The organism is Pseudomonas imperatae (assembly GCF_057128625.1).
Window position 1 is genome coordinate 1 of record NZ_JBSKHP010000030.1, and the last position, 20398, is coordinate 20398.

23 protein-coding genes are annotated in these 20398 nt (G+C 67.1%); 7 read left to right on the forward strand and 16 right to left on the reverse strand.

What is annotated here, in order from left to right; genetic code table 11:
- Nucleotides 1-174 precede the first annotated feature (174 nt).
- On the forward strand, nucleotides 175-1071 hold the full coding sequence (locus ACWKWX_RS27570; RefSeq protein WP_416424886.1) for a ferritin-like domain-containing protein: 897 nt from the start codon (nucleotides 175-177) through the stop codon (nucleotides 1069-1071).
- Here the strand turns inward: ACWKWX_RS27570 and hpnA are convergent.
- The 4 genes from hpnA to ACWKWX_RS27590 all read right to left on the reverse strand — a co-directional run bounded on the left by hpnA (nucleotide 1058) and on the right by ACWKWX_RS27590 (nucleotide 3528).
- A complete protein-coding gene (hpnA, locus tag ACWKWX_RS27575) occupies nucleotides 1058-2032 on the reverse strand; it encodes a hopanoid-associated sugar epimerase (RefSeq protein ID WP_483829440.1) in 975 nt (324 codons plus the stop codon). The genes ACWKWX_RS27570 and hpnA overlap by 14 nt on opposite strands.
- A 118-nt stretch (nucleotides 2033-2150) precedes the next feature.
- The gene (locus ACWKWX_RS27580; RefSeq protein WP_416424884.1) at nucleotides 2151-2327 is read right to left on the reverse strand and encodes a DUF1289 domain-containing protein; all 177 of its coding nucleotides are present in this window, start codon (nucleotides 2325-2327) and stop codon (nucleotides 2151-2153) included.
- Entirely contained in the window at nucleotides 2327-3256 is a 930-nt protein-coding gene (gene dmeF / locus ACWKWX_RS27585) for a CDF family Co(II)/Ni(II) efflux transporter DmeF (protein ID WP_416424883.1), read from the reverse strand. The genes ACWKWX_RS27580 and dmeF overlap by 1 nt, the downstream gene beginning before the upstream one ends.
- The gene (locus ACWKWX_RS27590; RefSeq protein WP_416424882.1) at nucleotides 3253-3528 is read right to left on the reverse strand and encodes a metal/formaldehyde-sensitive transcriptional repressor; all 276 of its coding nucleotides are present in this window, start codon (nucleotides 3526-3528) and stop codon (nucleotides 3253-3255) included. Before ACWKWX_RS27590 ends, dmeF begins: the two co-directional genes overlap by 4 nt.
- Before the next feature lie 127 nt (nucleotides 3529-3655).
- Here ACWKWX_RS27590 and ACWKWX_RS27595 point away from each other — a divergent pair, with 127 nt between their 5' ends.
- On the forward strand, nucleotides 3656-4156 hold the full coding sequence (locus ACWKWX_RS27595) for a P-loop nucleotide/nucleoside kinase family protein (protein ID WP_483829441.1): 501 nt from the start codon (nucleotides 3656-3658) through the stop codon (nucleotides 4154-4156).
- 78 nt (nucleotides 4157-4234) lie between these two features.
- On the opposite strand, the gene glcF is transcribed toward ACWKWX_RS27595, so the two are convergent.
- The 6 genes from glcF to ACWKWX_RS27625 all read right to left on the reverse strand — a co-directional run bounded on the left by glcF (nucleotide 4235) and on the right by ACWKWX_RS27625 (nucleotide 11589).
- Complete coding sequence (glcF, locus tag ACWKWX_RS27600; RefSeq protein ID WP_483829442.1) at nucleotides 4235-5458, reverse strand: glycolate oxidase subunit GlcF; 1224 nt, start codon at nucleotides 5456-5458, stop codon at nucleotides 4235-4237.
- Between the two features lies 1 nt (nucleotide 5459).
- Entirely contained in the window at nucleotides 5460-6503 is a 1044-nt protein-coding gene (gene glcE, locus ACWKWX_RS27605; protein WP_483829443.1) for a glycolate oxidase subunit GlcE, read from the reverse strand.
- On the reverse strand, nucleotides 6503-8002 hold the full coding sequence (gene glcD / locus ACWKWX_RS27610) for a glycolate oxidase subunit GlcD (protein ID WP_483829444.1): 1500 nt from the start codon (nucleotides 8000-8002) through the stop codon (nucleotides 6503-6505). The genes glcE and glcD overlap by 1 nt, the downstream gene beginning before the upstream one ends.
- A 118-nt stretch (nucleotides 8003-8120) precedes the next feature.
- Nucleotides 8121-8912, reverse strand: coding sequence for a 2OG-Fe(II) oxygenase (locus ACWKWX_RS27615; protein ID WP_483829445.1), 792 nt, complete (start codon nucleotides 8910-8912; stop codon nucleotides 8121-8123).
- Nucleotides 8913-8939: 27 nt separating this feature from the next.
- Nucleotides 8940-9713 carry an ABC transporter ATP-binding protein gene (locus ACWKWX_RS27620; protein ID WP_416424876.1) on the reverse strand — a complete coding sequence of 258 codons (774 nt, stop codon included), beginning with the start codon at nucleotides 9711-9713 and terminating at the stop codon, nucleotides 8940-8942.
- 64 nt (nucleotides 9714-9777) lie between these two features.
- Nucleotides 9778-11589 (reverse strand): ABC transporter ATP-binding protein, encoded by a 1812-nt coding sequence (locus tag ACWKWX_RS27625; protein ID WP_473002727.1) that lies wholly within the window; start codon nucleotides 11587-11589, stop codon nucleotides 9778-9780.
- Nucleotides 11590-12276: 687 nt separating this feature from the next.
- Here ACWKWX_RS27625 and ACWKWX_RS27630 point away from each other — a divergent pair.
- Nucleotides 12277-12621, forward strand: coding sequence for a hypothetical protein (locus ACWKWX_RS27630; RefSeq protein ID WP_483829446.1), 345 nt, complete (start codon nucleotides 12277-12279; stop codon nucleotides 12619-12621).
- A 79-nt stretch (nucleotides 12622-12700) separates the two neighbouring features.
- Here ACWKWX_RS27630 and ACWKWX_RS27635 read toward each other — a convergent pair whose 3' ends face one another.
- Nucleotides 12701-13888: an MFS transporter gene (locus ACWKWX_RS27635; protein ID WP_416424873.1), complete on the reverse strand. Its 1188-nt coding sequence runs from the start codon at nucleotides 13886-13888 to the stop codon at nucleotides 12701-12703.
- 225 nt (nucleotides 13889-14113) lie between these two features.
- Here ACWKWX_RS27635 and ACWKWX_RS27640 point away from each other — a divergent pair, with 225 nt between their 5' ends.
- Nucleotides 14114-15169, forward strand: a complete 1056-nt coding sequence (locus ACWKWX_RS27640; protein WP_483829447.1) for an NAD(P)-dependent alcohol dehydrogenase — start codon at nucleotides 14114-14116, stop codon at nucleotides 15167-15169.
- 42 nt (nucleotides 15170-15211) lie between these two features.
- On the opposite strand, the gene ACWKWX_RS27645 is transcribed toward ACWKWX_RS27640, so the two are convergent.
- A complete protein-coding gene (locus ACWKWX_RS27645) occupies nucleotides 15212-15352 on the reverse strand; it encodes a DUF2256 domain-containing protein (RefSeq protein WP_483829448.1) in 141 nt (46 codons plus the stop codon).
- A 33-nt stretch (nucleotides 15353-15385) separates the two neighbouring features.
- On the opposite strand from ACWKWX_RS27645, the gene ACWKWX_RS27650 reads away from it, so the two are divergent.
- Nucleotides 15386-16111 (forward strand): uracil-DNA glycosylase, encoded by a 726-nt coding sequence (locus ACWKWX_RS27650; RefSeq protein ID WP_483829449.1) that lies wholly within the window; start codon nucleotides 15386-15388, stop codon nucleotides 16109-16111.
- Nucleotides 16112-16229: 118 nt separating this feature from the next.
- On the opposite strand, the gene ACWKWX_RS27655 is transcribed toward ACWKWX_RS27650, so the two are convergent.
- Together ACWKWX_RS27655 and ACWKWX_RS27660 are read right to left on the reverse strand one after the other, a co-directional pair.
- On the reverse strand, nucleotides 16230-16622 hold the full coding sequence (locus tag ACWKWX_RS27655; RefSeq protein ID WP_416424869.1) for a hypothetical protein: 393 nt from the start codon (nucleotides 16620-16622) through the stop codon (nucleotides 16230-16232).
- Between the two features lie 106 nt (nucleotides 16623-16728).
- Nucleotides 16729-17124: a hypothetical protein gene (locus ACWKWX_RS27660; RefSeq protein ID WP_473002721.1), complete on the reverse strand. Its 396-nt coding sequence runs from the start codon at nucleotides 17122-17124 to the stop codon at nucleotides 16729-16731.
- Between the two features lie 148 nt (nucleotides 17125-17272).
- Here ACWKWX_RS27660 and ACWKWX_RS27665 point away from each other — a divergent pair, with 148 nt between their 5' ends.
- Together ACWKWX_RS27665 and ACWKWX_RS27670 are read left to right on the forward strand one after the other, a co-directional pair.
- On the forward strand, nucleotides 17273-17839 hold the full coding sequence (locus ACWKWX_RS27665; RefSeq protein WP_473002720.1) for a helix-turn-helix domain-containing protein: 567 nt from the start codon (nucleotides 17273-17275) through the stop codon (nucleotides 17837-17839).
- A 10-nt stretch (nucleotides 17840-17849) separates the two neighbouring features.
- Nucleotides 17850-18377 (forward strand): GNAT family N-acetyltransferase, encoded by a 528-nt coding sequence (locus tag ACWKWX_RS27670; RefSeq protein WP_483829450.1) that lies wholly within the window; start codon nucleotides 17850-17852, stop codon nucleotides 18375-18377.
- On the opposite strand, the gene ACWKWX_RS27675 is transcribed toward ACWKWX_RS27670, so the two are convergent.
- Both ACWKWX_RS27675 and ACWKWX_RS27680 read right to left on the reverse strand, forming a co-directional pair.
- Entirely contained in the window at nucleotides 18368-19411 is a 1044-nt protein-coding gene (locus ACWKWX_RS27675; protein WP_483829451.1) for a DMT family transporter, read from the reverse strand. The two genes, ACWKWX_RS27670 and ACWKWX_RS27675, sit on opposite strands and share 10 nt — an antisense overlap.
- 253 nt (nucleotides 19412-19664) lie before the next feature.
- On the reverse strand, nucleotides 19665-20378 hold the full coding sequence (locus ACWKWX_RS27680; RefSeq protein WP_483829452.1) for a Crp/Fnr family transcriptional regulator: 714 nt from the start codon (nucleotides 20376-20378) through the stop codon (nucleotides 19665-19667).
- Between the last annotated feature and the right edge of the window lie 20 nt (nucleotides 20379-20398).

Consider the following 20398-nt stretch of genomic DNA (forward strand, 5'->3'; position numbering starts at 1 on the left):
CGTCTCCCTCGGCTCCGCCGAGGCCCGCTTGATCAACGCCTCCGGTCGGCCCGGGCGCTTAACGGGGCCAAGATCAAGAGCCAGATCAAGATCAAAAGCCAGATCAAAAGCCAGATCAACAGCAACAACAGATGGTTCATGACTTCAAACCTGAACTTCGTAGAAGGAGACACCATGTGCAGTGACGCCGTCATCGACGCAGCCGACCACGCCATGCGCCACTGGCGCAGCAGCGAGCCTGGGCAGATCAAGGTGGGCTCCGAGGCGCACAAGCGCCTGTTCTGCCGCATGCTGCTCGACACCCACAACCCCTACAAACCCGCCGTCATGCTCTGGCCAACGCTGGACGACGAAGCCCTGGGCCGTATCACCTCGTTGCCCATCTGGGACATCGCCGTGCAAACCGAAGGCCGCGCGCAATTGCAGGTGCACACCTACGCCCACACCGTCCGCGACCCGCTGCTGCACGAGGCGTTGGTGATGGACGGCGGCGAAGAGGCGCGGCACAAGGTGGTGTTGAGCAAACTGGTGGAGGCCTACGGCATCGCCCTGGCGCCGGAGCCGGAGTACCTGGTGCCCAAGGACCCGCAGTGGGGTTGGCTGGTGACCGGCTACAGCGAATGCATCGACAGTTTCTTCGCCTTCGGCCTGTTCGAGTCGGCCAAGCGCACCGGCTATTTCCCCGCCGAGCTGGTGGATACCTTCGAGCCGGTGGTGCAGGAGGAGGCCCGGCATATTCTGTTCTTCGCCAACTGGGTGGCCTGGTACCGGCGGCAGTTGTCGTGGTGGCAGCGGCTGGCGTTTGAGTTCAAGGTGGCGCGGGTGTGGGCGTTCCTGGTGTGGGAACGCATCGGTATTGCCCGTGGGCTGGATGGCGCCGGGCAGATGCAGGACGCCAATTTCGCCCTCACCGGCAACCAGCAGATCGGCCTGGACCTGAGCGTGGGCGCCTTGCTGGACCTGTGCCTGGCCGAGGACCGGCGGCGCATGGGCGGCTACGACCAGCGGCTGCTGCGGCCCACCTTCGTGCCGAAACTGGCGCGCCTGGCGCGGCGTTTCATGCGCGGCTGAACCAGCGCACCGCGTCTTCCAGCGCCTGCTGCACCGGCCGTGGGGCGTAGCCCAGTTCGCGGCGGGCCCTGGCGCTGGAGAAGTACATGAGCTTGCGCGCCATGCGCACCTCTTCCACGGTGGCCAGGGGCTGCGTGCCGGTGAGCCGCGCCCAGCCCTGGGCCAGGTGGGCGATGGGCAGCACCACGCCGTGGGGCAGGCGCCAGCGTGGCGGCTGGCGGCCGCACAGGGCGGCGAGTTGTTCGAGCATTTCACGCAGGCTCAGGTTGCTGCCGCCCAGCACGTAGCGCTCGCCCACCTGGCCGTGCTCGAAGGCCAGCCAGTGGCCCAGGGCGACGTCGTCGACGTGCACCAGGTTGAGGCCGGTGTCGACGTAGGCGGGCAACCGCCCGGCCAGGGCATCGCGGACGATGCGGCCGGTGGGGGTGGGCTTGATGTCCCGCGGGCCCAGGGGCGTGGACGGGTTGACGATGACCACCGGCAAGCCGCTGGCCGCCAGCTCGCGCACCCGTTGCTCGGCGAGGAATTTGGAGCGCTTGTAGTGGCCGATCATGTCGGCCAGCGCCACCGGGGTGCTTTCGTCGCCCTCGGCGCCGCCGGGCGGGATGCCCAGGGTGGCGACGCTGCTGGTGTAGACGATGCGCGCCACGCCAGCGTCGCCGGCGGCCTGCAGCAGCGCCTCGGTGCCCTGCACGTTGGTCCGGTACAGGTCGTTGGGGTCGGGTGCCCACAGGCGGTAGTCGGCGGCCACATGGAACAGCGCCGCGCAGCCGGCACAGGCGCGGGCCAGGGTGTCGGGGCGGGTGAGGTCGCCTTCCACCACCTCGATGGGCAGGCCCGCCAGGTTGGCGCGGTCGGCCCCAGGCCGCACCAGCGCCCGCACGGCATGGCCCTGCTGCAACAGCCGGCGCGCCACGGCGGAGCCGACGAAACCGGTGGCACCGGTAACCAGAGTACTCAAGGGCTGCCTCCTTTGATGAAACCACGCACACAGCGTAGCAGCGGCCCATAGGCCGCGTCCCAGCCAGCGCGGTGTATCAGGAGGAGTGCGGACGCGGCCTTTGGCAGCTGCTACGGGGCTATTTCTTTTTCAGGGCCTTGAGGCGTGCGGTGGCGCGTTGCACGGCGGCCATCTTTTCCGGGCGTTTCATGCGCTTCCATTTGCGGATGTCGTCCTTGCTGCGCCCGCAACTCACGCACAGGTCGCCGCTGAGCTGGCACAGCGCCGTGCAGGGGTTTTCGATTTCCTTGGCCATCAACCCTGACCCCGTCGCTGGACTTCCACGGTCAGGTGGCTGACCTCATGCACCGGCGCCAGGCGCTCGCGGATGGCCTCGGCCGAAACGCCCGCCTGGCCCACCACGCTGACAATCGCCGCGCGCGCTTCAGGGCCGACGCGCCACACGTGCAGGTCGGTGATGGTGGCGTCACCGGGTGCCTCCACCAGTGCGCGGACTTCTTCCGCCACGTGGTCGTCGGTGTGGTCCAGCAGCACGGCGGCGGTGGCACCCATCAGGGTCCAGGCCCAGCGGGCAATCACCAGCGCGCCGACGATGCCGATCACCGGGTCCAGCCACACCCAGCCCAGGTAGCGGCCGGCCAGCAAGGCGGCGATGGCCAGCACCGAGGTGAAGGCGTCGGCGATCACGTGCACGTAGGCGGACTTGAGGTTGTTGTCATGGGCATGGTGGTCGTGGTGATGGTCATCATGATCATGGTCGTGATGGCCGTGGCTGTGGCCATGCCCCAGCAGCAGGGCGCTGGCGACGTTCACCAGCAGGCCGACAATGGCGATCAGGGTGGCGGTGCCGAACTGCACGTCCGCCGGGTGCAACAGGCGCTGCACCGACTCGATCGCCACGCCCAGCGACACCAGCCCCAGGATCAGCGCCGAGGCGAAGCCGCCCAGGTCGCCGACCTTGCCGGTGCCGAAGCTGAAGCGGGCGTTCTGCGCGTGGCGTTGGGCGTAGGCATAGGCCGCCGCGGTAATGCCCAGCGCCACCGCGTGGGTGGCCATGTGAAAGCCGTCGGCCAGCAGCGCCATGGAGCCGGTGAAATAGCCGGCGGCGATCTCGCCGACCATCATCACCACTGTCAGCACCACCACCCACAGGGTTCGGCGGGCGTTCTCGGCGTGGGCCGAGCCCAGGAACACGTGGCTGTGACCGTGCAGGGCGGCGCTCATTTGGAGTACCGGCGGATGGCTTCCAGCAGCTCTTCCACGCCCTGGTTGCGCTGGGCGTCGGTGAGGGCCGGGTTGGCGACGTGTTCGCGGGCGTGGTCTTCGATGATCTCGTCCATCAAGCCGTTGATGGCGCCGCGGGTGGCGGCTACCAGGTGCAGGGTCTTGGCGCAGTCGTGGTCGCCCTCCAGGGCGCGCTCGATGGCCTGGATCTGCCCGGCGATGCGCTTGACGCGCTTGAGCAGGTCGTCGCGGTTGGAAGCAATGTGGCCCATGGGAGGTACCTGAAATGTGAATGCGCGCAGTATAGGTATACCCCCTATAGCTATGCAAGGGGCGTCGGTCGTGCTTGCGGCGGGCCGGGTATGCGGGCAGCATCGGCCGGGTAACCAAGGAGAAGCCATGCTCATCGTCTTCAGCGGCCTGCCCGCCACCGGCAAGACCACCCTGGCCAAGGCCCTTGCCCGGCACATGGGCGCGCTGTATGTGCGCCTCGACAGCATCGAACAGGCGCTGCGCAACGCCGGCTGCGAGGTGGGGGCCAATGGCTATCGGGTGGCCAATGCCGTGGCGCTGGGCAACCTGCAGTTGGGCAACCGGGTGGTGGTGGACTGCGTCAACCCCGTGGCCGAGAGCCGCCAGGCGTGGCACGACGTGGCGGTGACCGCCGGGGTGGCGCTGCTGGATGTGCAGGTGGTGTGTTCGGACCTTGCCGAGCACCAGCGCCGCGCCCAGTCTCGCAGCGTCGATGTGCCCGGCCTGGTGCCGCCCAGCTGGGCCTCGGTGCTGGCCCACGAGTACGAGCCCTGGCTGCCCGCGCCGTTCACCGTCGATACCGCCCGGCTCTCGGTTGCCGAAGCGTTGGCCATGATCCACCAGCAATTGTCGACCCCCACCCCGTAGCAGCGGCCGCAGGCCGCGTCCCGGGCGCTGAGGTGTACCTGATGCGCCGCGGGTGGAGGACGCCGCCTGCGGCGGCTGCTACGGGGGTGGCAGGGCCTCGTCGATGATTTCTATCCAGTACCGCACCGGGGTGCGGCCGGCGCCGTCGAGGTGGGTCTGGCAGCCGATGTTGGCGGTGACGATGACGTCCGGTTGGCCACTTTCCAGCGCGCCCAGGCGGTTGTCGCGCAGCTGCCGGGCCAGCGCCGGCTGGGTCAGCGAATAGGTGCCCGCCGAGCCGCAGCACAGGTGGCCGTCGGGCACCGCGCTGAGGCTGAAGCCCAGGCGCGTCAGCACGCCTTCCACGGCGCCACCCAGTTTTTGCGCATGTTGCAGGGTGCAGGGGCAGTGGAAGGCCAGGCTCAGCTCGCCGTGCACGTTCAATGCATCCAGCGGTTCGTCGCGCAGCACCTCGACCAAATCCCGGGCCAGGGCGCTGACGCGGCGGGCCTTGTCGGCGTAATGCGCATCGTCCTTGAGCAGCACGCCGTATTCCTTGACGAAGGCGCCGCAGCCGCTGGCCGTCTGCACGATGGCTTCGACGCCGGCCTGCACCGCCGGCCACCAGGCGTCGATGTTGCGCCGGGCGCGGTCCAGGCCGCGGTGCTGGGCGTTGCCGTGGAAGTCCACGGCGCCGCAGCAGCCGGCGTGGGGTGTTGGCAGCAGGCTGATGCCCAGGCGGTCGAGCACCCGCGCGGTGGCGGCGTTGGTGTTGGGCGAGAAACCCGGCTGCACGCAGCCTTCCAGGATCAGCATGCGCCGTGGGTGGCGGATGGGCGGGCGCACCCCGGCCGGCCGAGCCTGGCGCGGCAGCTTGGCCTGCAGGCCGCCGGGCAGCCACGGCCGCAGCACCTGGCCGGCGCGGGTCAGCGCAGTGAACAGCGCCGGGTGCGGCACCACCGCGCGCAGGCCGCCGCGCAGCAGGCGTTCGCCCAGGGGGCGCGGCACCTGCTGCTCGATGAAGTCGCGGCCGATGTCCAGCAGGGTGTGGTACTCCACGCCCGAGGGGCAAGTGCTCTCGCAGTTGCGGCAGCTCAGGCAGCGGTCCAGGTGGGTCTGGGTGGCGGCGGTAATGGGCGCGCCTTCGAGCATTTCCTTCATCAGGTAGATGCGCCCGCGCGGGCCGTCCAGTTCGTCGCCCAGCAGCTGGTAGGTGGGGCAGGTGGCGTTGCAGAAGCCGCAGTGCACGCAGCTGCGCAGCACCTTTTCCGCTTCGGCGGCGCGCGGCAGCTGGCGCGCCTGTTCGCTGAGGTGGGTTTGCATGTCAGAGCTCCGGGTACAGGCCGCCAGGGTTGAAAATGCCGTGGGGGTCGAGCTGCGCCTTGAGCTGCTGGTGGTAGCGCAACAGGGCCGGGGCCAGCGGCTGGAACGGTGTGTCGCAGGCACCGCTGCTGAAGCAGCTGGCGTGGCCGCCCAGGGCGCTGGCCGCCGCGCGAATCTGCCCGGCCTCGGCGTCGGATTTCAGCCAGCGCTGGGTGCCGGCCCAATCGAGCAGCTGCGTGCCCGGCAGCTCCAGCAGGCCGACGTTGAACGGCAGCGACAGCCGCCACAGCGGTCGTGGGTCACGGAAAAATGGCAGCCGCTGCTCGCGCAGGTCCACCCAGAATTGCGCGTCGGCGGCGCGGCAACCCAGCCGTTCGCGGGCCGCCGCCACCGAGCCTTCGCCGCCCTCCAGGCGCAGGTGCAGCACCTCGTCGTGGTAGCAGGCGCCGCTGATGGGCAGCGCCTGCTGGCCCCACTCGGTCAGCCGGCGCAGGGCTTCGGCGGGCCCCAGGTCGAGGGTCAGGCTGGCGCTGCAGCGCGGGCTGGGCAGCACCTTCAGTGACACTTCGGTGAGCAGCCCCAGGCTGCCGAAACTGCCGGCCAGCAGGCGCGACAAGTCGTAGCCGGCGACGTTTTTCATGACTTCGCCGCCAAAGCGCAGGTGCTTGCCGGTGCCAGTGATCACCCGCGTGCCGAGGACGAAATCACGCACCCCGCCGCTCCACGGCCGCCGTGGCCCGGCGAGGCCGGCAGCGACCATGCCGCCCACCGTGGCCTGGCCGTCGAAGTCCGGCGGTTCGCAGGGCAGCATCTGCCCGGCCTCCGCCAGCGCGGCGTTGAGTTCGCGCAGCGGCGTGCCGGCGCGCACGCTGACCACCAGTTCGGTGGGGTCGTAGCTGACAATGCCCCGGTGCCCGCGGGTGTCCAGCGGGGTGCCCGGGGTGGGGCGGCCCAGGAACGCCTTGCTTTCGCCACCGCGGATGCGCAGCGGCGTGGCGCTGGCGATGGCCTGGTGTACGGCGTCCAGCAACGTGTCCAGGCTCATCAGAAGCGCTCCAGTTCAGGGAACGGCAACTGGCCGTGGTGGATGTGCATGGCGCCGAACTCGGCGCAGCGGTGCAGGGTGGGGATGTTCTTGCCGGGGTTGAGCAGGCCGCTGGGGTCGAAGGCGGCCTTGATGGCGTGAAACACGGTGAGTTCGTCGGCGTTGAACTGGGCGCACATCTGGTTGATTTTCTCGCGGCCCACGCCGTGTTCGCCGGTGATGCTGCCGCCCACCGCCACGCACATCTCCAGGATCCTGCCGCCCAGGGCCTCGGCGCGTTCCAGCTCGCCGGGCTGGTTGGCGTCGAACAGAATCAGCGGGTGCATGTTGCCGTCGCCGGCGTGGAAGACGTTGGCCACGCGCAGCTGGTACTCGGCCGCCAGCGCGGCGATGCCCTTGAGCACGGCGGGCAGCTCGCGCCGCGGGATGGTGCCGTCCATGCAGTAGTAGTCCGGCGACAGCCGCCCCACGGCGGGGAAGGCGTTTTTGCGCCCGGCCCAGAAGCGCACGCGCTCGGCCTCGTCCAGGGCCTGGCGTACTTCGGTGGCGCCGGCCGCTTCCAGCAGCTGGCGCACGCGCGCGCAGTCCTCGTGCACGTCGGCTTCGACGCCGTCCAGTTCGCACAGCAGGATCGCCTCGGCGTCCACCGGGTAGCCGGCGTGGATGAAGTCCTCGGCGGCGCGGATGGCCAGGTTGTCCATCATCTCCAGGCCGCCGGGGATGATGCCGGCGGCGATGATATCGGCCACGGCGCGCCCGGCGTTTTCCACCGAGTCGAAGGCGGCCAGCAGCACCTTGGCCACCTGGGGTTTGGGCAGCAGGCGCACGGTGACCTCGGTGACCACGCCGAGCATGCCTTCGGAGCCGGTGAACAGCGCCAGCAGGTCGAAGCCGGGGCTGTCCAGGGCGTCGCTGCCCAGGGTCAGGGGCTCGCCTTCCACGGTCAGCACCTCGAGCTTGACCAGGTTGTGCACGGTCAGGCCGTACTTGAGGCAGTGCACGCCGCCGGCGTTTTCGGCGACGTTGCCGCCGATGGAACAGGCGATCTGCGACGATGGGTCCGGCGCGTAGTACAGGCCATGAGGCGCCGCAGCCTGGGAGATGGCCAGGTTGCGCACCCCCGGCTGCACCCGGGCGGTGCGTGCCTGCGGGTCGATGTGGAGGATCTGGTTGAAGCGCGCCAGCACCAGCAGCACGCCCTGGGCCAGGGGCAGCGCGCCTCCTGACAGGCCGGTGCCGGCGCCACGGGGCACCACCGGCACGTGGCGCTGGTGGCAGATGCGCAGGATAGTCTGTACCTCCTCAAGGTGGCGGGGCAGGGCCACCAGCAGCGGCGTGGTGCGGTAGGCCGAGAGGCCGTCGCATTCGTAAGGCTTGAGGTCTTCGCTGCGGTACAGCAGGTCGAGGTCGGGCAGGGCGCCGATCAGCGCGTTGATCAGGCCCTGCTTGTCGACCTGCGGCAGGGCACCGTCCAGGCGCTCGTCGTGGAGGATGTTCATGGCCGGGCATCTTGTTGTTGTGATGCCAGTAGCGTAGCAGTTGCGCGTTGTGGGAGCTGGCTTGCCAGCGAGCTGTTGGGCCTTCAACAGCTCGCTGGCAAGCCAGCTCCCACAAGGGTCAGCGTTTTTTCTTGAAGAACTTGTTGATGTAGTAGCCCGGGCTCACCAGGTCCTTGGGGCGGGGCTTGTAGTGGGTCTTGTGGCGCTGGTTGGGGTCGGCCTCGGGCAGGTCGGCGGTGTAGTAGTACAGGGCGATGGAGCGCCGCGAGCGGTCCGGCGGGCAGGTCAGCGGCTCGGGGTGGCCGTGGTTGCTGTCGGGGTCGGTGTTGAAGATCACGCAGCGGTTGTACACCGGCAACACCTTCTTCAGGCAGGTGCGCATGGGTTTGTCCCACAGCTCCAGGTGGCCACCGTAGGCCTCTTCCCACTCGGGGTTGAGGTAGATGATGGCGTTGATGCGCCGCTGCACCTTGAGCTTCTTGTTCAGGCGGAAGTCCGAGTGCACGCCCAGGAAGCCGCCGGCCTTGGTCTCGTGCAGGCCGCCGCCGACGAAGTACGGGTCGGGGATCAGCCCTTCGATGCCGGTCATCTGTTCGAGGAAGCTGAGCATGGGCGCCGAGTTGAACACCGCGAACACCGAGCGCAGGTACGGCGGGCATTCGTTGGGGCTGATCTGGCGCTTGAGCTGGCCCTTGTAGCCGCGCTCGTACAGGGTCTCGTTGGCGGTGGCCTCCACGGGGAAGGTCTCGCAGATGCGCTGGATCAGGTCCTGGGGCAGGAAGTCGTCGAGCACGATGTGCGCGAACGGCGTGGCTGCGCGGTAGTCATCCGCCAGCGCCTGGCCCAGCCGGGTCGCGGCTTCCAGGTTGAAATCCAGCTCCGGCACGGCGGTGATGGGCAACGTGTGCATTGCAACTCCTTGAATAGGTGACAGGGTTCAGCCGTGCCAGCAGCGGTACCAGCCGTCGTGCTCGCTGACCTGCAATTGGGTCTGGTACAGGTTCGACAGCTGCTCGCTGGTCAGCACCTGGGCCTTGGGCCCGTCGGCGATGATGCGCCCCTGGCTGATCAGCACCACGCGCTCGATCTCGGGGATGATCTCGTCGATGTGGTGGGTGGTGATGATCATCGCCCGGTCGTCGTGGCAGAACTCGCGCATCAGGCTCAGCAGGCTGAGGCTGGCGCCCATGTCCAGGCCGGCGGTGGGTTCGTCGAGGATCAAGGCGCGCGGGTTGTGCACCAGGGCGCGGGCCAGCAGCAGGCGGCGTTTCTGCCCGGTAGACAGGCGCTGGAACATGCGCTGTTCGTCGATCTGCATGCCCAGCTGGCCCAGCAGTTCGCGGGCGTGGGCGATTTGCTCGGCATTGGGTTGCAGGTGGGCGTGGCTGCCCATCGCGCCGAAGAAGCCGGAAATCACCACGTCCAGCGCCGAGGTGTAGGGCGTGTAGTCTTCCTGCATGTCCTGGGACACGAAGCCGATCTTGGCGCGCAGGTCCCACAGGTTGAAGGTCTCGTGACCGAACAGGCGCAGGAAGCTGCCAGGGCGCTCCACCGGGTAGATCTCGCGGTTGATCAGCTTGAGCAGCGTGCTCTTGCCGGCGCCGTTGGGGCCCAGGATGGCCACACGCTCGCGGTCGCCGATGTGCAGCGACAGCTGGTCGAAGACGCGGTTTTCCTGTTGGTAGGCGGTGACCTGGTTCAGTTCGATCATGACAAGCCTTAGCGAGGGGCGGGGGCGTCATTGAAGCAATCACGCCGCCTTATTGCAACGGGGGCTAGCGGTAGCCCTGGGCCTGCAGGTCGAACAGCTGCGCATAGCGCCCACCGGCGGCCATCAGCTGCGGGTGGTTGCCTTCTTCCAGCACCCGGCCCTGGTCCAGCACCACGATGTGGTCGGCGCTGCGTACGCTGGAGAAACGGTGCGAGATCAGCAGCGTCATGCGCCCGCGCGCGTACTCGCGAAAATGCTCGAACACCGCCGCCTCGGCGCCGGCATCCAGGGCGGCGGTGGGTTCGTCGAGAATCAGGATATCGGCGTCGCGGCGCATGTAGGCGCGCGACAGCGCGACCTTCTGCCATTGCCCGCCCGACAACTCCTGGCCGCCAACGAACCAGCGGCCCAGCTGGGTGGCATAGCCATGCTGCAGTTGTTCGATGAAGTCAGCCGCGATGCCCTGCGCCGCGGCATCACGCCAGCGGCCCTGGTCACCGAAGGCGCGCACGTCGCCCACGCCCAGGTTCTCGCCCACGGTCATCTGGTAGCGGATGTAGTCCTGGAAAATCACCCCGATGCGCTGGTGCAGGGCGTGTTCGTCCCAGTCCTGCAGGTCGCTGCCGTCCAGCAGGATACGGCCGTGGTCCGGGGTGTAGAGGCGGGTGAGCAGCTTGATCAGGGTAGTCTTGCCCGAGCCGTTCTCGCCCACCAGCGCCAGGCTGCGGCCCGGCGCCAGGTGCAGGTTGATGCCGCTGAGCGTATCGCGGCTGGCGCCGGGGTAGCGGAAGCCCAGCTGTTCGCAGCGCAGGCCGTCGCCGGGCTTTATGCCGTGGGTGAGGGTGCCGCGCGCGGGGGTAACCGGGTGGCCCAGGTATTCGTACAGGTCGGACAGGTACAGGCCGTCCTCGTACAGGCCGGCGATGGCGCCCAGGCTGGCGCTGATGGCGCTTTGACCCTGCTTGAACAGCACCAGGTACATGGTCATCTGGCCCAGGGTGGTCTGGCCGTTGACCGTGTCCAGCACCACCCAGGCGTAGGCCAGGTAGAACGCCGCGGTGCCCAGCAGGCCCAGGGCGAAGCCCCAGCCGTCGCGGCGCAGGGTCAGGCGGCGGTCCTCGGCGTACAGGCGGGTGAAGTTGTCGCGGTAGCGTTGCAGTAGCAGCGGCGCCAGGCCGAACAGCTTGACCTCCTTGGTGTGCGCCTCCTGGGACAGCAGCGCCTCCAGGTAGCCTTGCTGGCGGGTTTCGGGCGCGCGGCGCTTGAACAGGCGGAAGGCGTCGCCGGAAAAATGCGCCTCGGCAAAGAACACCGGCAGCGCGCCCAGCACCAGGATCGCCAGCGCCCAGGGCGAGAAGTGCACCAGCAGCACCGCGAAGCTGATCAGCGAGATCAGGTTCTGCACCAGTCCCAGGCCCTTGGTCACCAGGCCCAGCGGCCGCGTGGAGGCGTCGCGGCGCACGCGCACCAGCTTGTCGTAGAAGGCCGAGTCCTCGAACTGCAGCAGCGACAGGGTCTGGGCCTTTTCCAGAATCAGCAGGTTGACCTTCTGCCCCAGTTGCACCCGCAGCAGCGCCTGCTGCACCGACAGCCCACGCTGCGCCGCCGCCAGCAGGCCAAGCACGCCGGCCTCGGCCAGCACATAACGCAGCACCGGCCACAGCGGCGCCTGGCCGCTGCTGGCGTGCAACTGCATGGCCGCCAGCACGGCATCGACGATGCGCTGGCCGATCCACGCCGCCAGCGCCGGCAGCATGCCCGCCGCCAGCGTGGCCAGCACCAGCCCGGCAAACAGCGGGCGCGAAGTGCTCCACACCAGCGCTACGGCGCGGCGGGCCTGATCAAGAAAAGCGGTGAAGCGAGCAACCACAGGCATGCCAGAAACGGTTCCCAGGAGAAAAACGCGCCCCACTGTAGCAGCGGCCCTTAGGCCGCGTCACGGCACACCGCGGTGTGCCAGGCTTTGACGCGGCCTGACGGCCGCTGCTACGGGGGAGATCGGCGGCGGTGCAGCAGGGCCAGTATGCCCAGCAGCTGGATCACGGCGATCGCCCCCAGCACCTTCCATCCCGTGGCGCCCAGCCCGTGAAGGCCCCGGATTATCGCTGGTAACAATTCGCGCCTAGGTCCAGTCAGGCCACGGCGGTTACCATGTCGACCCTCAGTTGTTTCGATTCGAGGCGGCAGAATGTGGGAAGCAGGGAAGCTATGGGAGTTGACGGATAAAGTAGGGACGGTGCTTACCATCGTCAGTTTTTTCCTGACAGTGGGCATCTTGTTGTGTGCGGAGTCGATAAGCAGCAGTTTGAAAAACAAGGTCAGGGTACCTGAAGCGATTTTCGAACTCTCGGGGCTCATGACGGACATGCGCGCGGTACTAAGCGCTGCACACCATCGTCAGGACGACCGGTTATCTATGGTGGAAGAAAAATCGGTATCACACGTTCTCATCATCCCGCGCCTGGGATGTTCATAACAAGTTGCAGGGCTTTTCGGTTCACCTCAAAACCCTTGTAAAAGATCGATCGGCGGGTGGGATATGAGAGACAGGTTGGCAGGCAATTTGATCCTGAAGCTTATTGAGGAAACTTCACGTCGTTCGATCGCGTGGTCCATTGACGACGTACCGGCGTGGTTTGGGGGAGACTCGGATGAGGTGATCAACCTGTTTCTCGTTACCTCCTACCGCGACCAACGCATAGCGGTCTATGAGGCCAGGTTCAGGCATTTTATCGATGAACAGAACTTCAGCTGGCTCTCCACCGTGCGCATCGCCCTGCTGGATAACGGTGGACGCCTCTTGTGGCGTTATGAGGGCGATGACAAGGAGTTGCAGGAGCTGTTCCAGGATGCTCGTAGGTCGCTCGCTGAGGTTGACGCTTTCCTGAAACAGTTTCGTACGCTTTAAACGTGAAGGCCTGGTTTGCCAGGCCTTCACTTCACATCGTGCAAGGCCCGCCTGTGCGGACGGTGGGGTGGGTTTTTTTCTACTCCCCACCCTTCATCCGCCGCGCCACCAGGTACAGCCCCAACCCCACCAACGCCGTCGCCGCGCCGATGTAGCCGGTGCTGGTCCAGCCCAGCCCTGCGGTAATGGCCATGCCGCCCAGCCATGGGCCCAGGGCGTTGGCCAGGTTGAAGGCAGCGTGGTTGGAGGCCGCCGCAAGGCTCGGGGCCTCGTGGGCGATGTCCATCAGGCGGATCTGCAGCGGCGACGCCAGGGCCACCATGGTGCCCACCAGGCCGATGCCCAGCATCACCCCGGCCAGGGAGCCGGCGGCGACGGGGAACAACAGCAGCACGGCCATCGACCACACCAGCAGCAGCCCCACGGCGCGGAAGCCCAGGCGATCGAACAGCTTGCCGCCGGCAATGTTGCCGATGATGCCGCCCACGCCGAACGCCGCCAGGCCGAAGGGGATCCATTCCGGCTTCACGCGGGTGACGTCGAGCATGGTCGGCGCCAGGTAGCTGAACACGCAGAACATGCCGGCGAAACCGATGGCACCGATGCTCAGGGCCATCCAGATCTGCGGCTGCTTGAACGCGCGCATTTCCTTGCGCGGGTCGCTGCGCGGCTCGTCATGGCGGTCCGGCACGAAGCGCCAGATCAGGGCGATGGTGGTGATGGCAATGGCGCCCACCAGGGCGAACGCCGAGCGCCAGCCGAAGAACTGTCCCAGGAAGGTGGCGATGGGGTTGCCCAGCAGCATGGCCAGGGTCAGGCCCATCATCACCCGCGCCACAGCGCCGGCGCGCTTGTTGGCCGGCACCATGCTCGACGCCACCACCGCGGCAATGCCGAAATAGGCACCGTGGGGCAGGCCGCTGATAAAGCGGAACGCCACCAGGCTGGCGAACGTGGGGGTGAAGGCCGTGGCCAGGTTGCCGACGGCGTACAACACCATCAGCAGCATCAGCAGGTGCTTGCGCAACAGCTTGGCGCCAAGGATCGCCAGCAGCGGCGCGCCCACCATTACGCCCAGAGCGTAGGCGCTGATGGCGTGGCCCACCTGCGGTTCACTCAGGTGCAGGTTGGTGGCGATGTCGGGCATCAGGCCCATGATGGCGAACTCGCCGGTGCCGATGGCGAAACTGCCCACCGCCATGGCGGCTTCCATTTTGGCGGCGGCGCGCGCGGGCAGCACAAGCCCCGGTGATTGCTGGATGGTCATGCGTCGCTCCGTTCTTCAGGGCTGGCAACAGGGAAAACCGCCAATGATAGCGAAATGGTTTCAGCAGCGTCTAGAACGGGGTTTCACGCTGGAGTTCCACGCGCAGCGGCCGCTCGCAGGATCAGGCAAGCATTCAACCGGATTGCTCTAACGGTGCACCGGCACCAACGTTGAACATGGGGGCGAGCGCTGGCCACCGCCAGCCACTATCCATGGAACCCTGTTATGCCAGTACACGCCTACGGCGCCCACGCGGGCGACAAGCCGCTTGAACCCCTGCAAATCCACCGTCGCGAGCCTGGCGCTCACGACGTCGCCATCGACATCGCCTTCTGCGGCGTCTGCCATTCGGACCTGCACCAGGCCCGCGCGGAGTGGGAAGGCACCCAATTCCCTTGCGTGCCCGGCCACGAGATCGTCGGCCGCGTGCGCGCCGTGGGCGGCCACGTCAGCGGCTTCAAGGTCGGTGACCTGGTGGGCGTCGGCTGCCTGGTGGACAGCTGCCGCCACTGCCAGGACTGTGAGGAGGGCCTGGAAAACTACTGCGACGGCATGATCGGCACCTACAACTTCCCCACCCCCGACGCGCCGGGCTGGACCCTGGGCGGTTACTCCGAAAGCATCGTAGTGCATGAGCGCTACGTGCTGCACGTGCGCCACCCGGCCAGCCAACTGGCCGCCGTCGCGCCGCTGCTGTGCGCCGGCATCACCACCTATTCGCCGCTGCGCCACTGGCAGGCCGGCCCTGGCAAGAAGGTCGGCATCGTCGGTATTGGCGGCCTGGGTCACATGGGCATCAAGCTGGCCCACGCCATGGGCGCCCACGTGGTGGCCTTCACCACGTCCGAGTCCAAGCGCGAGGCTGCCAAGGTCCTGGGCGCCGACGAAGTAGTGGTGTCGCGCGACGCCGCGCAGATGGCCGCCCACGCCAAGAGCTTCGACCTGATCATCAACACCGTGGCCGCGCCACACGATCTCGACGCCTTCCTGGTGCTGCTCAAGCGTGACGGCGCCATGACCCTGGTGGGCGCCCCGGCCTCGCCGCATGCCTCGCCCAACGTGTTCAACATGATCATGAAGCGCCGCACCCTGGCCGGCTCGATGATCGGCGGTATTCCCGAGACCCAGGAGATGCTCGATTTCTGCGCCGAGCACGGCATCACCGCCGACATCGAACTGATCCGCGCCGACGAGATCAACCAGGCCTACGAGCGCATGCTCAAGGGCGATGTGAAGTACCGTTTCGTCATCGACAGCGCGACATTGAATCCAGAGGCCTGATGGAGGAGTAGCGGCGGCCGGGACGCGACCTGGCGGCCGCTGCTACGGGGGCGGCGGTGTGTGGCGGCGGCAGCGCTCCGAGCAGTAGCGGACCTCGTCCCAGCAGCGCGCCCATTTCTTGCGCCAGCTGAACGGCCGCCCGCAGACCAAGCAGGTCTTGACCGGGAGTTCGCTTTTTTTCAACGGCTTCTCCTTGATGGGGCTTGCGGGGGCTGCGTGCGGAACCTGAATGGCAAGCCATTGGTTTCACTGGGGAGTTATGATCTGCACTCATCCATTGCCGCAGCATCCACAATGATACTTGACGGACCCAAGACCCTGAAGGATCCGGACCACAAGGCCACGCGCCTGAGCCAGATTCACGCAAGCCATGTCACCACGCTGAATGCGTTCGTTCAGGAGCTTCGGGACGAAGCCGGGCCTGATGCCCACATTCCCTACTTCGACCCGTGGGATGCAGGCATTGCGGCCCAGGTGCTGTTCCTGCTTGAGGCACCTGGCGCCAAGGCGGTCGCCTCGGGCTTCATCTCCCGCAACAACCCGGATGAAACCGCAAAAAACATCTTTGAGCTTAGTGCTGTTGCCGGCCTTGAGCGCAAGCAGACGGTGCTCTGGAACGTGGTGCCCTGGTATATCGGTAGCGGCACAAGAATTCGCCCTGCTACGCCGAAAGATCTTGTAGCAGGGCTTCGACCATTGCCGCGTTTACTGGCCTTGCTGCCAGTGCTGCGAGCTGTCGTATTGCTGGGCAGGAAAGCGGAGAAGGCGGCGGCGTTGATCGCTACGGTCCGGCCTGATCTTAAAGTGTTCAGCTGCGGCCATCCAAGCCCCTTGTACGTGAACCGACGCTTAGGCAACCGCGAGAAAATCCTGGCTACCCTGCATCAGGTCCACACCTATGTTTGCGCTGCGTTAGTCGAGAGCAATGGGAGTGTTCGCTGATGGTGGCAGTTCCCTCGTAGAAATCGCGTCGTCTGCATCGCGACTAAAGTCGGCTCCTACCACGGACGGTGTAGGAGCCGACTTTAGTCGCGATGACGTCAGTGCGAGCGTCGCCAGGCTACGGGTTCAGCCTCAGCCAGGAATTGACCTTGCCGGTGTTCGGGTCGACGAACCAGTAGGCGCCTTCGGCCATTTTCACCTGGCTGCATTCGGTGGGGTAGTCCTTCATGATCAGGCACACGGTGCCGTTGTTCAGCGTCCATTTTTCGGCCACGGGTTGCTCGGTGCTCATGCTGAACACGTCGGTGCCATCGGCGGCGAAGGCCAGCGAGTAGGGGTAGCCCATGCGGGTGGTGCCATAGAATTTTTTGCCTACCAGGGTATCGCGCACCTGCCCATCGTTGAGGGTCACCGCACCCGGCGGCACGGGGGGCGGTTCGTGGTTGGAGGTGCTGGCGCAACCGGCCAGCAGGGCAAGCAGTGAGGCGGCGGCGAGAGTCCTGTTGTTCATGGCACACCCTCTTCGATAGCCCGAAAACCATTTTTTCGGGACAAATCAAAGCCTAGATGAGCCCGTGCACATCTGGGATCCATTGCGCCGAACGGTTGACGCCGCGTTATTGCGGCGCCAGCGAGTAGTGGTAATGCACTGCACCGGTCTGCGGGTCCACCAGCCAATAGTCATCCTTGTCCTGCAGCAGGCGGTAGCGTTCCACCGGCTGGTTGGGCGAGGTGAAGGTGATCACCCCGTCCTGTACGGTCCAGTGTTCGGTGACCGGGGTGTCGCCGCCCATCTGGAAGATCTCCGTGCCATCGCCGCGGAAGCTCAACGAGTACGGGCGCCCGGAGGTGCCGATGTTGGTCAGCTTGTTGCCGATCAGGGTCTGGCGCACTTGCGCGTCAGTCAGCGGCGTGGCGGCAGCGGAGACAGGTTTGATGGGCGGTTGCCCGGGGCCGGCGCAGGCCGTCAGCAGCACCAGGGCGAGGAGGGGGAGCGGGTAAATACGTGCCATGACACACCTCGAACACGCGACAGGGCGAGAGATTCAGCGTAGCCGGTTTCCACGCGGCGTCCGACGTTTGTGGGATTATATCCAGCATATTGACGAATAAATCCATCATGATGGATAATGTGGTGACACCATCGTTACGGCCTTCCGCATGGACATCAACACCCGCATCGCCACCCGTATCAGCACCCTGCGCAAATCCTTGCACCTGTCGCTAGAAGCCCTGGCGGAAAAAAGCGCCGTCAGCCGCTCGATGATTTCCCTCATTGAGCGCGGCCAGAGCAGCCCTACCGCCGTGGTCCTGGAAAAGCTCGCCACCGCCTTGGGCGTCCCGCTTTCAGCCTTGTTCGAAGCACCTGCCGAAGAGGCAGGGCAACTGCTGCGCGCCGCCGACCAACTGCAATGGCGCGACCCGCAATCAGGCTACATCCGCCGCAACGTCTCGCCCAGCGGCGCGCAGTCGCCCATCCAGCTGGTGGAAGTGGAGTTTCCGGCCGGCGCGTCGGTGGCCTATGAAACCTCCACCCGTGACGTGCGGGTGGACCAGCAAGTGTGGCTGCTGGCCGGGCGCATGGATATCCAGGTGGGCGAGCAGCTGTACCAGCTTGAAACCGGCGACTGCCTGGCGTTTCCGCTGGACAAGCCGACCCGTTTTCACAACCCCCACGGCGAGCCGGCGCGCTACGCCGTGATCATCGTCACTGACAGCCGCCGCTAAGGACAGCCCCATGCACATCAAACGCCTCACCCATCTCGACGACGCCGCCTGCGCGCAGCTCGCCGACATCCTCATTGACTGCGTCGAAGGCGGCGCCTCGGTGAGCTTCATGTTGCCCTTGTCGCAGGCGCGTGCCGAGGCGTTCTGGCAGGGCCTGCGCGCCAGCGTCGAAGCGGGCGAGCGGGCCTTGCTGGTGGCTGAGGACGCAGGCGGGCAGCTGCTGGGCACGGTGCAGGTGGTGCTGGCCCAGCCGGAGAACCAGCCGCACCGCGCCGACATCGCCAAGCTGCTGGTGCACCGCCGTGGCCGCCGGCTGGGCGTGGGGCAGGCGCTGATGGAGGCGGCGGAGCGTGCAGCCATCGACGAAGGCAAGAGCGTCCTGGTCCTGGACACCGCCTCCGGCGGCGACGCCGAGCGCCTGTACCAACGGCTGGGCTGGCAGGTGACCGGGCAGGTGCCAGCCTACGCCCTGTGGCCGGCGGGCGGCCTGTGCGCCACCACGATCTTCCACAAACGGGTGGGCGGCTGCTACGGGTGATCGTGGCGGTGGTGGATATCGGGGAAGTGCGCGTGGCTGTGGCGCAGCGGCTGATGCTGGTGCGGGTGCACATGGGGCTCGATGCCGTCCCAGGCGAAATCATGGCTGTGTTGGTGGTGCTCGTCATGCACGTGGGGGTGGGTATGGGCCATCGGCTCGTGCTGGTGTTCGTGGGCGTGGTGTTCGGTGAGGTGAATCCACACGCCCACGGCCATCAGCGCCGCCGCCAGCCAGAAACTGGCAGTGACCGGCTCACCGAGCACCAGCAGGGCGATGGCCGCGCCCAGGAACGGCGCCGTGGAGAAATACGCCCCGGTGCGCGCCGAGCCCAGCCCGCGCAGCGCCAGCACGAACAGCACCAGGCTGACGCCATAGCCCACCAGGCCCACCAGCAAAGTGGGCGCCAGCAACGCCAGGCCCGGTAGTTGCGCGCCCAGCAGCAGCGCCAGGGCGGTGTTCACCGCGCCGGCCACCAGGCCCTTGATGCCGGCCAAAAACAGCGCGTCCGAGGCGGATACCTTGCGCGTCAGGTTGTTGTCGATGGCCCAGCACAGGCACGCCGCCGCCACGCCCAGCGGGCCCAGCAGGCTGTGCAGCTGCAGGCCGGCGCCGGGCCACGCCAGCACCACGCCGCCGGCGACGATCACCGCCATGCCCAGGACGATGCGGCGGTCGGCGTTTTCCTTGAACACCACCCAGGCCAGCAGCGCGGTCAGCACCGACTCCAGGTTCAGCAGCAGCGAGGCGCTGGCCGCCGGGGTGCGCGTCAGCGCCAGCATCAGCGCCACCGGCCCCAGCACCCCGCCAAAGCCGATGGCGCCCAGCAGCCACGGCCACTCGCCGGGCGCCAGGCGTGGGCGCTGCCAGCCCTTGTCGCGCAGCAGCCGCACGGCCAGCAGGCCGACGCCGCTGCCCAGGTACAGCAGGCCAGCCAGCAGCACCGGGTGAATGGACAGGCCGAGGTACTTGGCCAGCGGCGTGCTGGCGCCGAACAGCGCGGCGGCGGCCAGGGCGTAGAGGATGCTGATGTTCATGGCAAAAACCGAAACAGGCGGGACAGGCCCCCATCATACCCGTAGCAGCTGCCGCAGGCTGCGTCCGAGGCGCCGTGATTTTCCCCGGCACAGCGGGGAGAACCCGGACGCCGCCTTCGGCAGCTGCTACAGGGACGCGCGCCCCCCGCCGATCGCGTCGTCTGCATCGCGGCCAAGGCCGGCTCCTACCACGCACGGCGTAGGAGCCGACTTTAGTCGCGATACCGGCAACGCGGTTTCAAGACAGTTGTTTTCACGGCAGGTACGGGAGCAGGCGCTCGGTTTCCTTGCGCACCACTGCGTAGCATTCGCAGCTCAGTTGCTCCAGGCGCGCACGGTCGAGCACCTTGATGTGCCCGCGGCTGTACTCGATCACGCCCAGGCGCTGCAGCTTGCCGGCAGCGTCGGTGACGCCTTCGCGGCGCACGCCGAGCATGTTGGCGATCAGTTCCTGGGTCATGGTCAGTTCGTTGCCCTGCAGGCGGTCCAGGGACAGCAGCAGCCAGCGGCACAATTGCTGGTCGATGGCGTGGTGGCGGTTGCACACGGCGGTCTGCGCCATCTGCGTGATCAGCGCCTGGGTGTAGCGCAGCATCAGCAACAGCATGTCGCCGTGGCGGTTGAACTCGTCTTTCAGCCTTTGCGCCGGCAGGCGCCAGGCATGGCCGGCGCTCTGCACGATGGCGCGGCTGGGGGTGCTTTCGCCGCCCATGAACACCGCCACGCCGACCAGCCCTTCGTTGCCCACCACCGAGATCTCCGCCGAGGCGCCGTTTTCCATCACGTACAGCAGCGAGACAATGGCGTTGGTGGGGAAGTATACGTGCCGCAAGGCATCGCCCGATTCGTACAGCACCTTGCCCAGCGGCAATTCCATCCGCTTCAGGTGCGGGCGCAGGCGCGCCAGCGCCTCGGGGGGCAAGGCGGCAAGGAGGTGGTTCTGGTGGGGCTGGGGAGTGTCTGGCATGAAGACACCATACGCCAGTT

Bases quoted from the DNA above. Each gene is read 5' to 3' on its own strand.
- ACWKWX_RS27570 (WP_416424886.1), top strand. From the start codon at position 175: ATGTGCAGTGACGCCGTCATCGACGCAGCCGACCACGCCATGCGCCAC.
- ACWKWX_RS27580 (WP_416424884.1), bottom strand. From the start codon at position 2,327: ATGGCCAAGGAAATCGAAAACCCCTGCACGGCGCTGTGCCAGCTCAGC.
- dmeF (WP_416424883.1), bottom strand. From the start codon at position 3,256: ATGAGCGCCGCCCTGCACGGTCACAGCCACGTGTTCCTGGGCTCGGCC.
- ACWKWX_RS27590 (WP_416424882.1), bottom strand. From the start codon at position 3,528: ATGGGCCACATTGCTTCCAACCGCGACGACCTGCTCAAGCGCGTCAAG.
- ACWKWX_RS27595 (WP_483829441.1), top strand. From the start codon at position 3,656: ATGCTCATCGTCTTCAGCGGCCTGCCCGCCACCGGCAAGACCACCCTG.
- glcF (WP_483829442.1), bottom strand. From the start codon at position 5,458: ATGCAAACCCACCTCAGCGAACAGGCGCGCCAGCTGCCGCGCGCCGCC.
- glcE (WP_483829443.1), bottom strand. From the start codon at position 6,503: ATGAGCCTGGACACGTTGCTGGACGCCGTACACCAGGCCATCGCCAGC.
- glcD (WP_483829444.1), bottom strand. From the start codon at position 8,002: ATGAACATCCTCCACGACGAGCGCCTGGACGGTGCCCTGCCGCAGGTC.
- ACWKWX_RS27615 (WP_483829445.1), bottom strand. From the start codon at position 8,912: ATGCACACGTTGCCCATCACCGCCGTGCCGGAGCTGGATTTCAACCTG.
- ACWKWX_RS27620 (WP_416424876.1), bottom strand. From the start codon at position 9,713: ATGATCGAACTGAACCAGGTCACCGCCTACCAACAGGAAAACCGCGTC.
- ACWKWX_RS27625 (WP_473002727.1), bottom strand. From the start codon at position 11,589: ATGCCTGTGGTTGCTCGCTTCACCGCTTTTCTTGATCAGGCCCGCCGC.
- ACWKWX_RS27635 (WP_416424873.1), bottom strand. From the start codon at position 13,888: ATGACCATCCAGCAATCACCGGGGCTTGTGCTGCCCGCGCGCGCCGCC.
- ACWKWX_RS27640 (WP_483829447.1), top strand. From the start codon at position 14,114: ATGCCAGTACACGCCTACGGCGCCCACGCGGGCGACAAGCCGCTTGAA.
- ACWKWX_RS27655 (WP_416424869.1), bottom strand. From the start codon at position 16,622: ATGAACAACAGGACTCTCGCCGCCGCCTCACTGCTTGCCCTGCTGGCC.
- ACWKWX_RS27660 (WP_473002721.1), bottom strand. From the start codon at position 17,124: ATGGCACGTATTTACCCGCTCCCCCTCCTCGCCCTGGTGCTGCTGACG.
- ACWKWX_RS27665 (WP_473002720.1), top strand. From the start codon at position 17,273: ATGGACATCAACACCCGCATCGCCACCCGTATCAGCACCCTGCGCAAA.
- ACWKWX_RS27670 (WP_483829450.1), top strand. From the start codon at position 17,850: ATGCACATCAAACGCCTCACCCATCTCGACGACGCCGCCTGCGCGCAG.
- ACWKWX_RS27675 (WP_483829451.1), bottom strand. From the start codon at position 19,411: ATGAACATCAGCATCCTCTACGCCCTGGCCGCCGCCGCGCTGTTCGGC.
- ACWKWX_RS27680 (WP_483829452.1), bottom strand. From the start codon at position 20,378: ATGCCAGACACTCCCCAGCCCCACCAGAACCACCTCCTTGCCGCCTTG.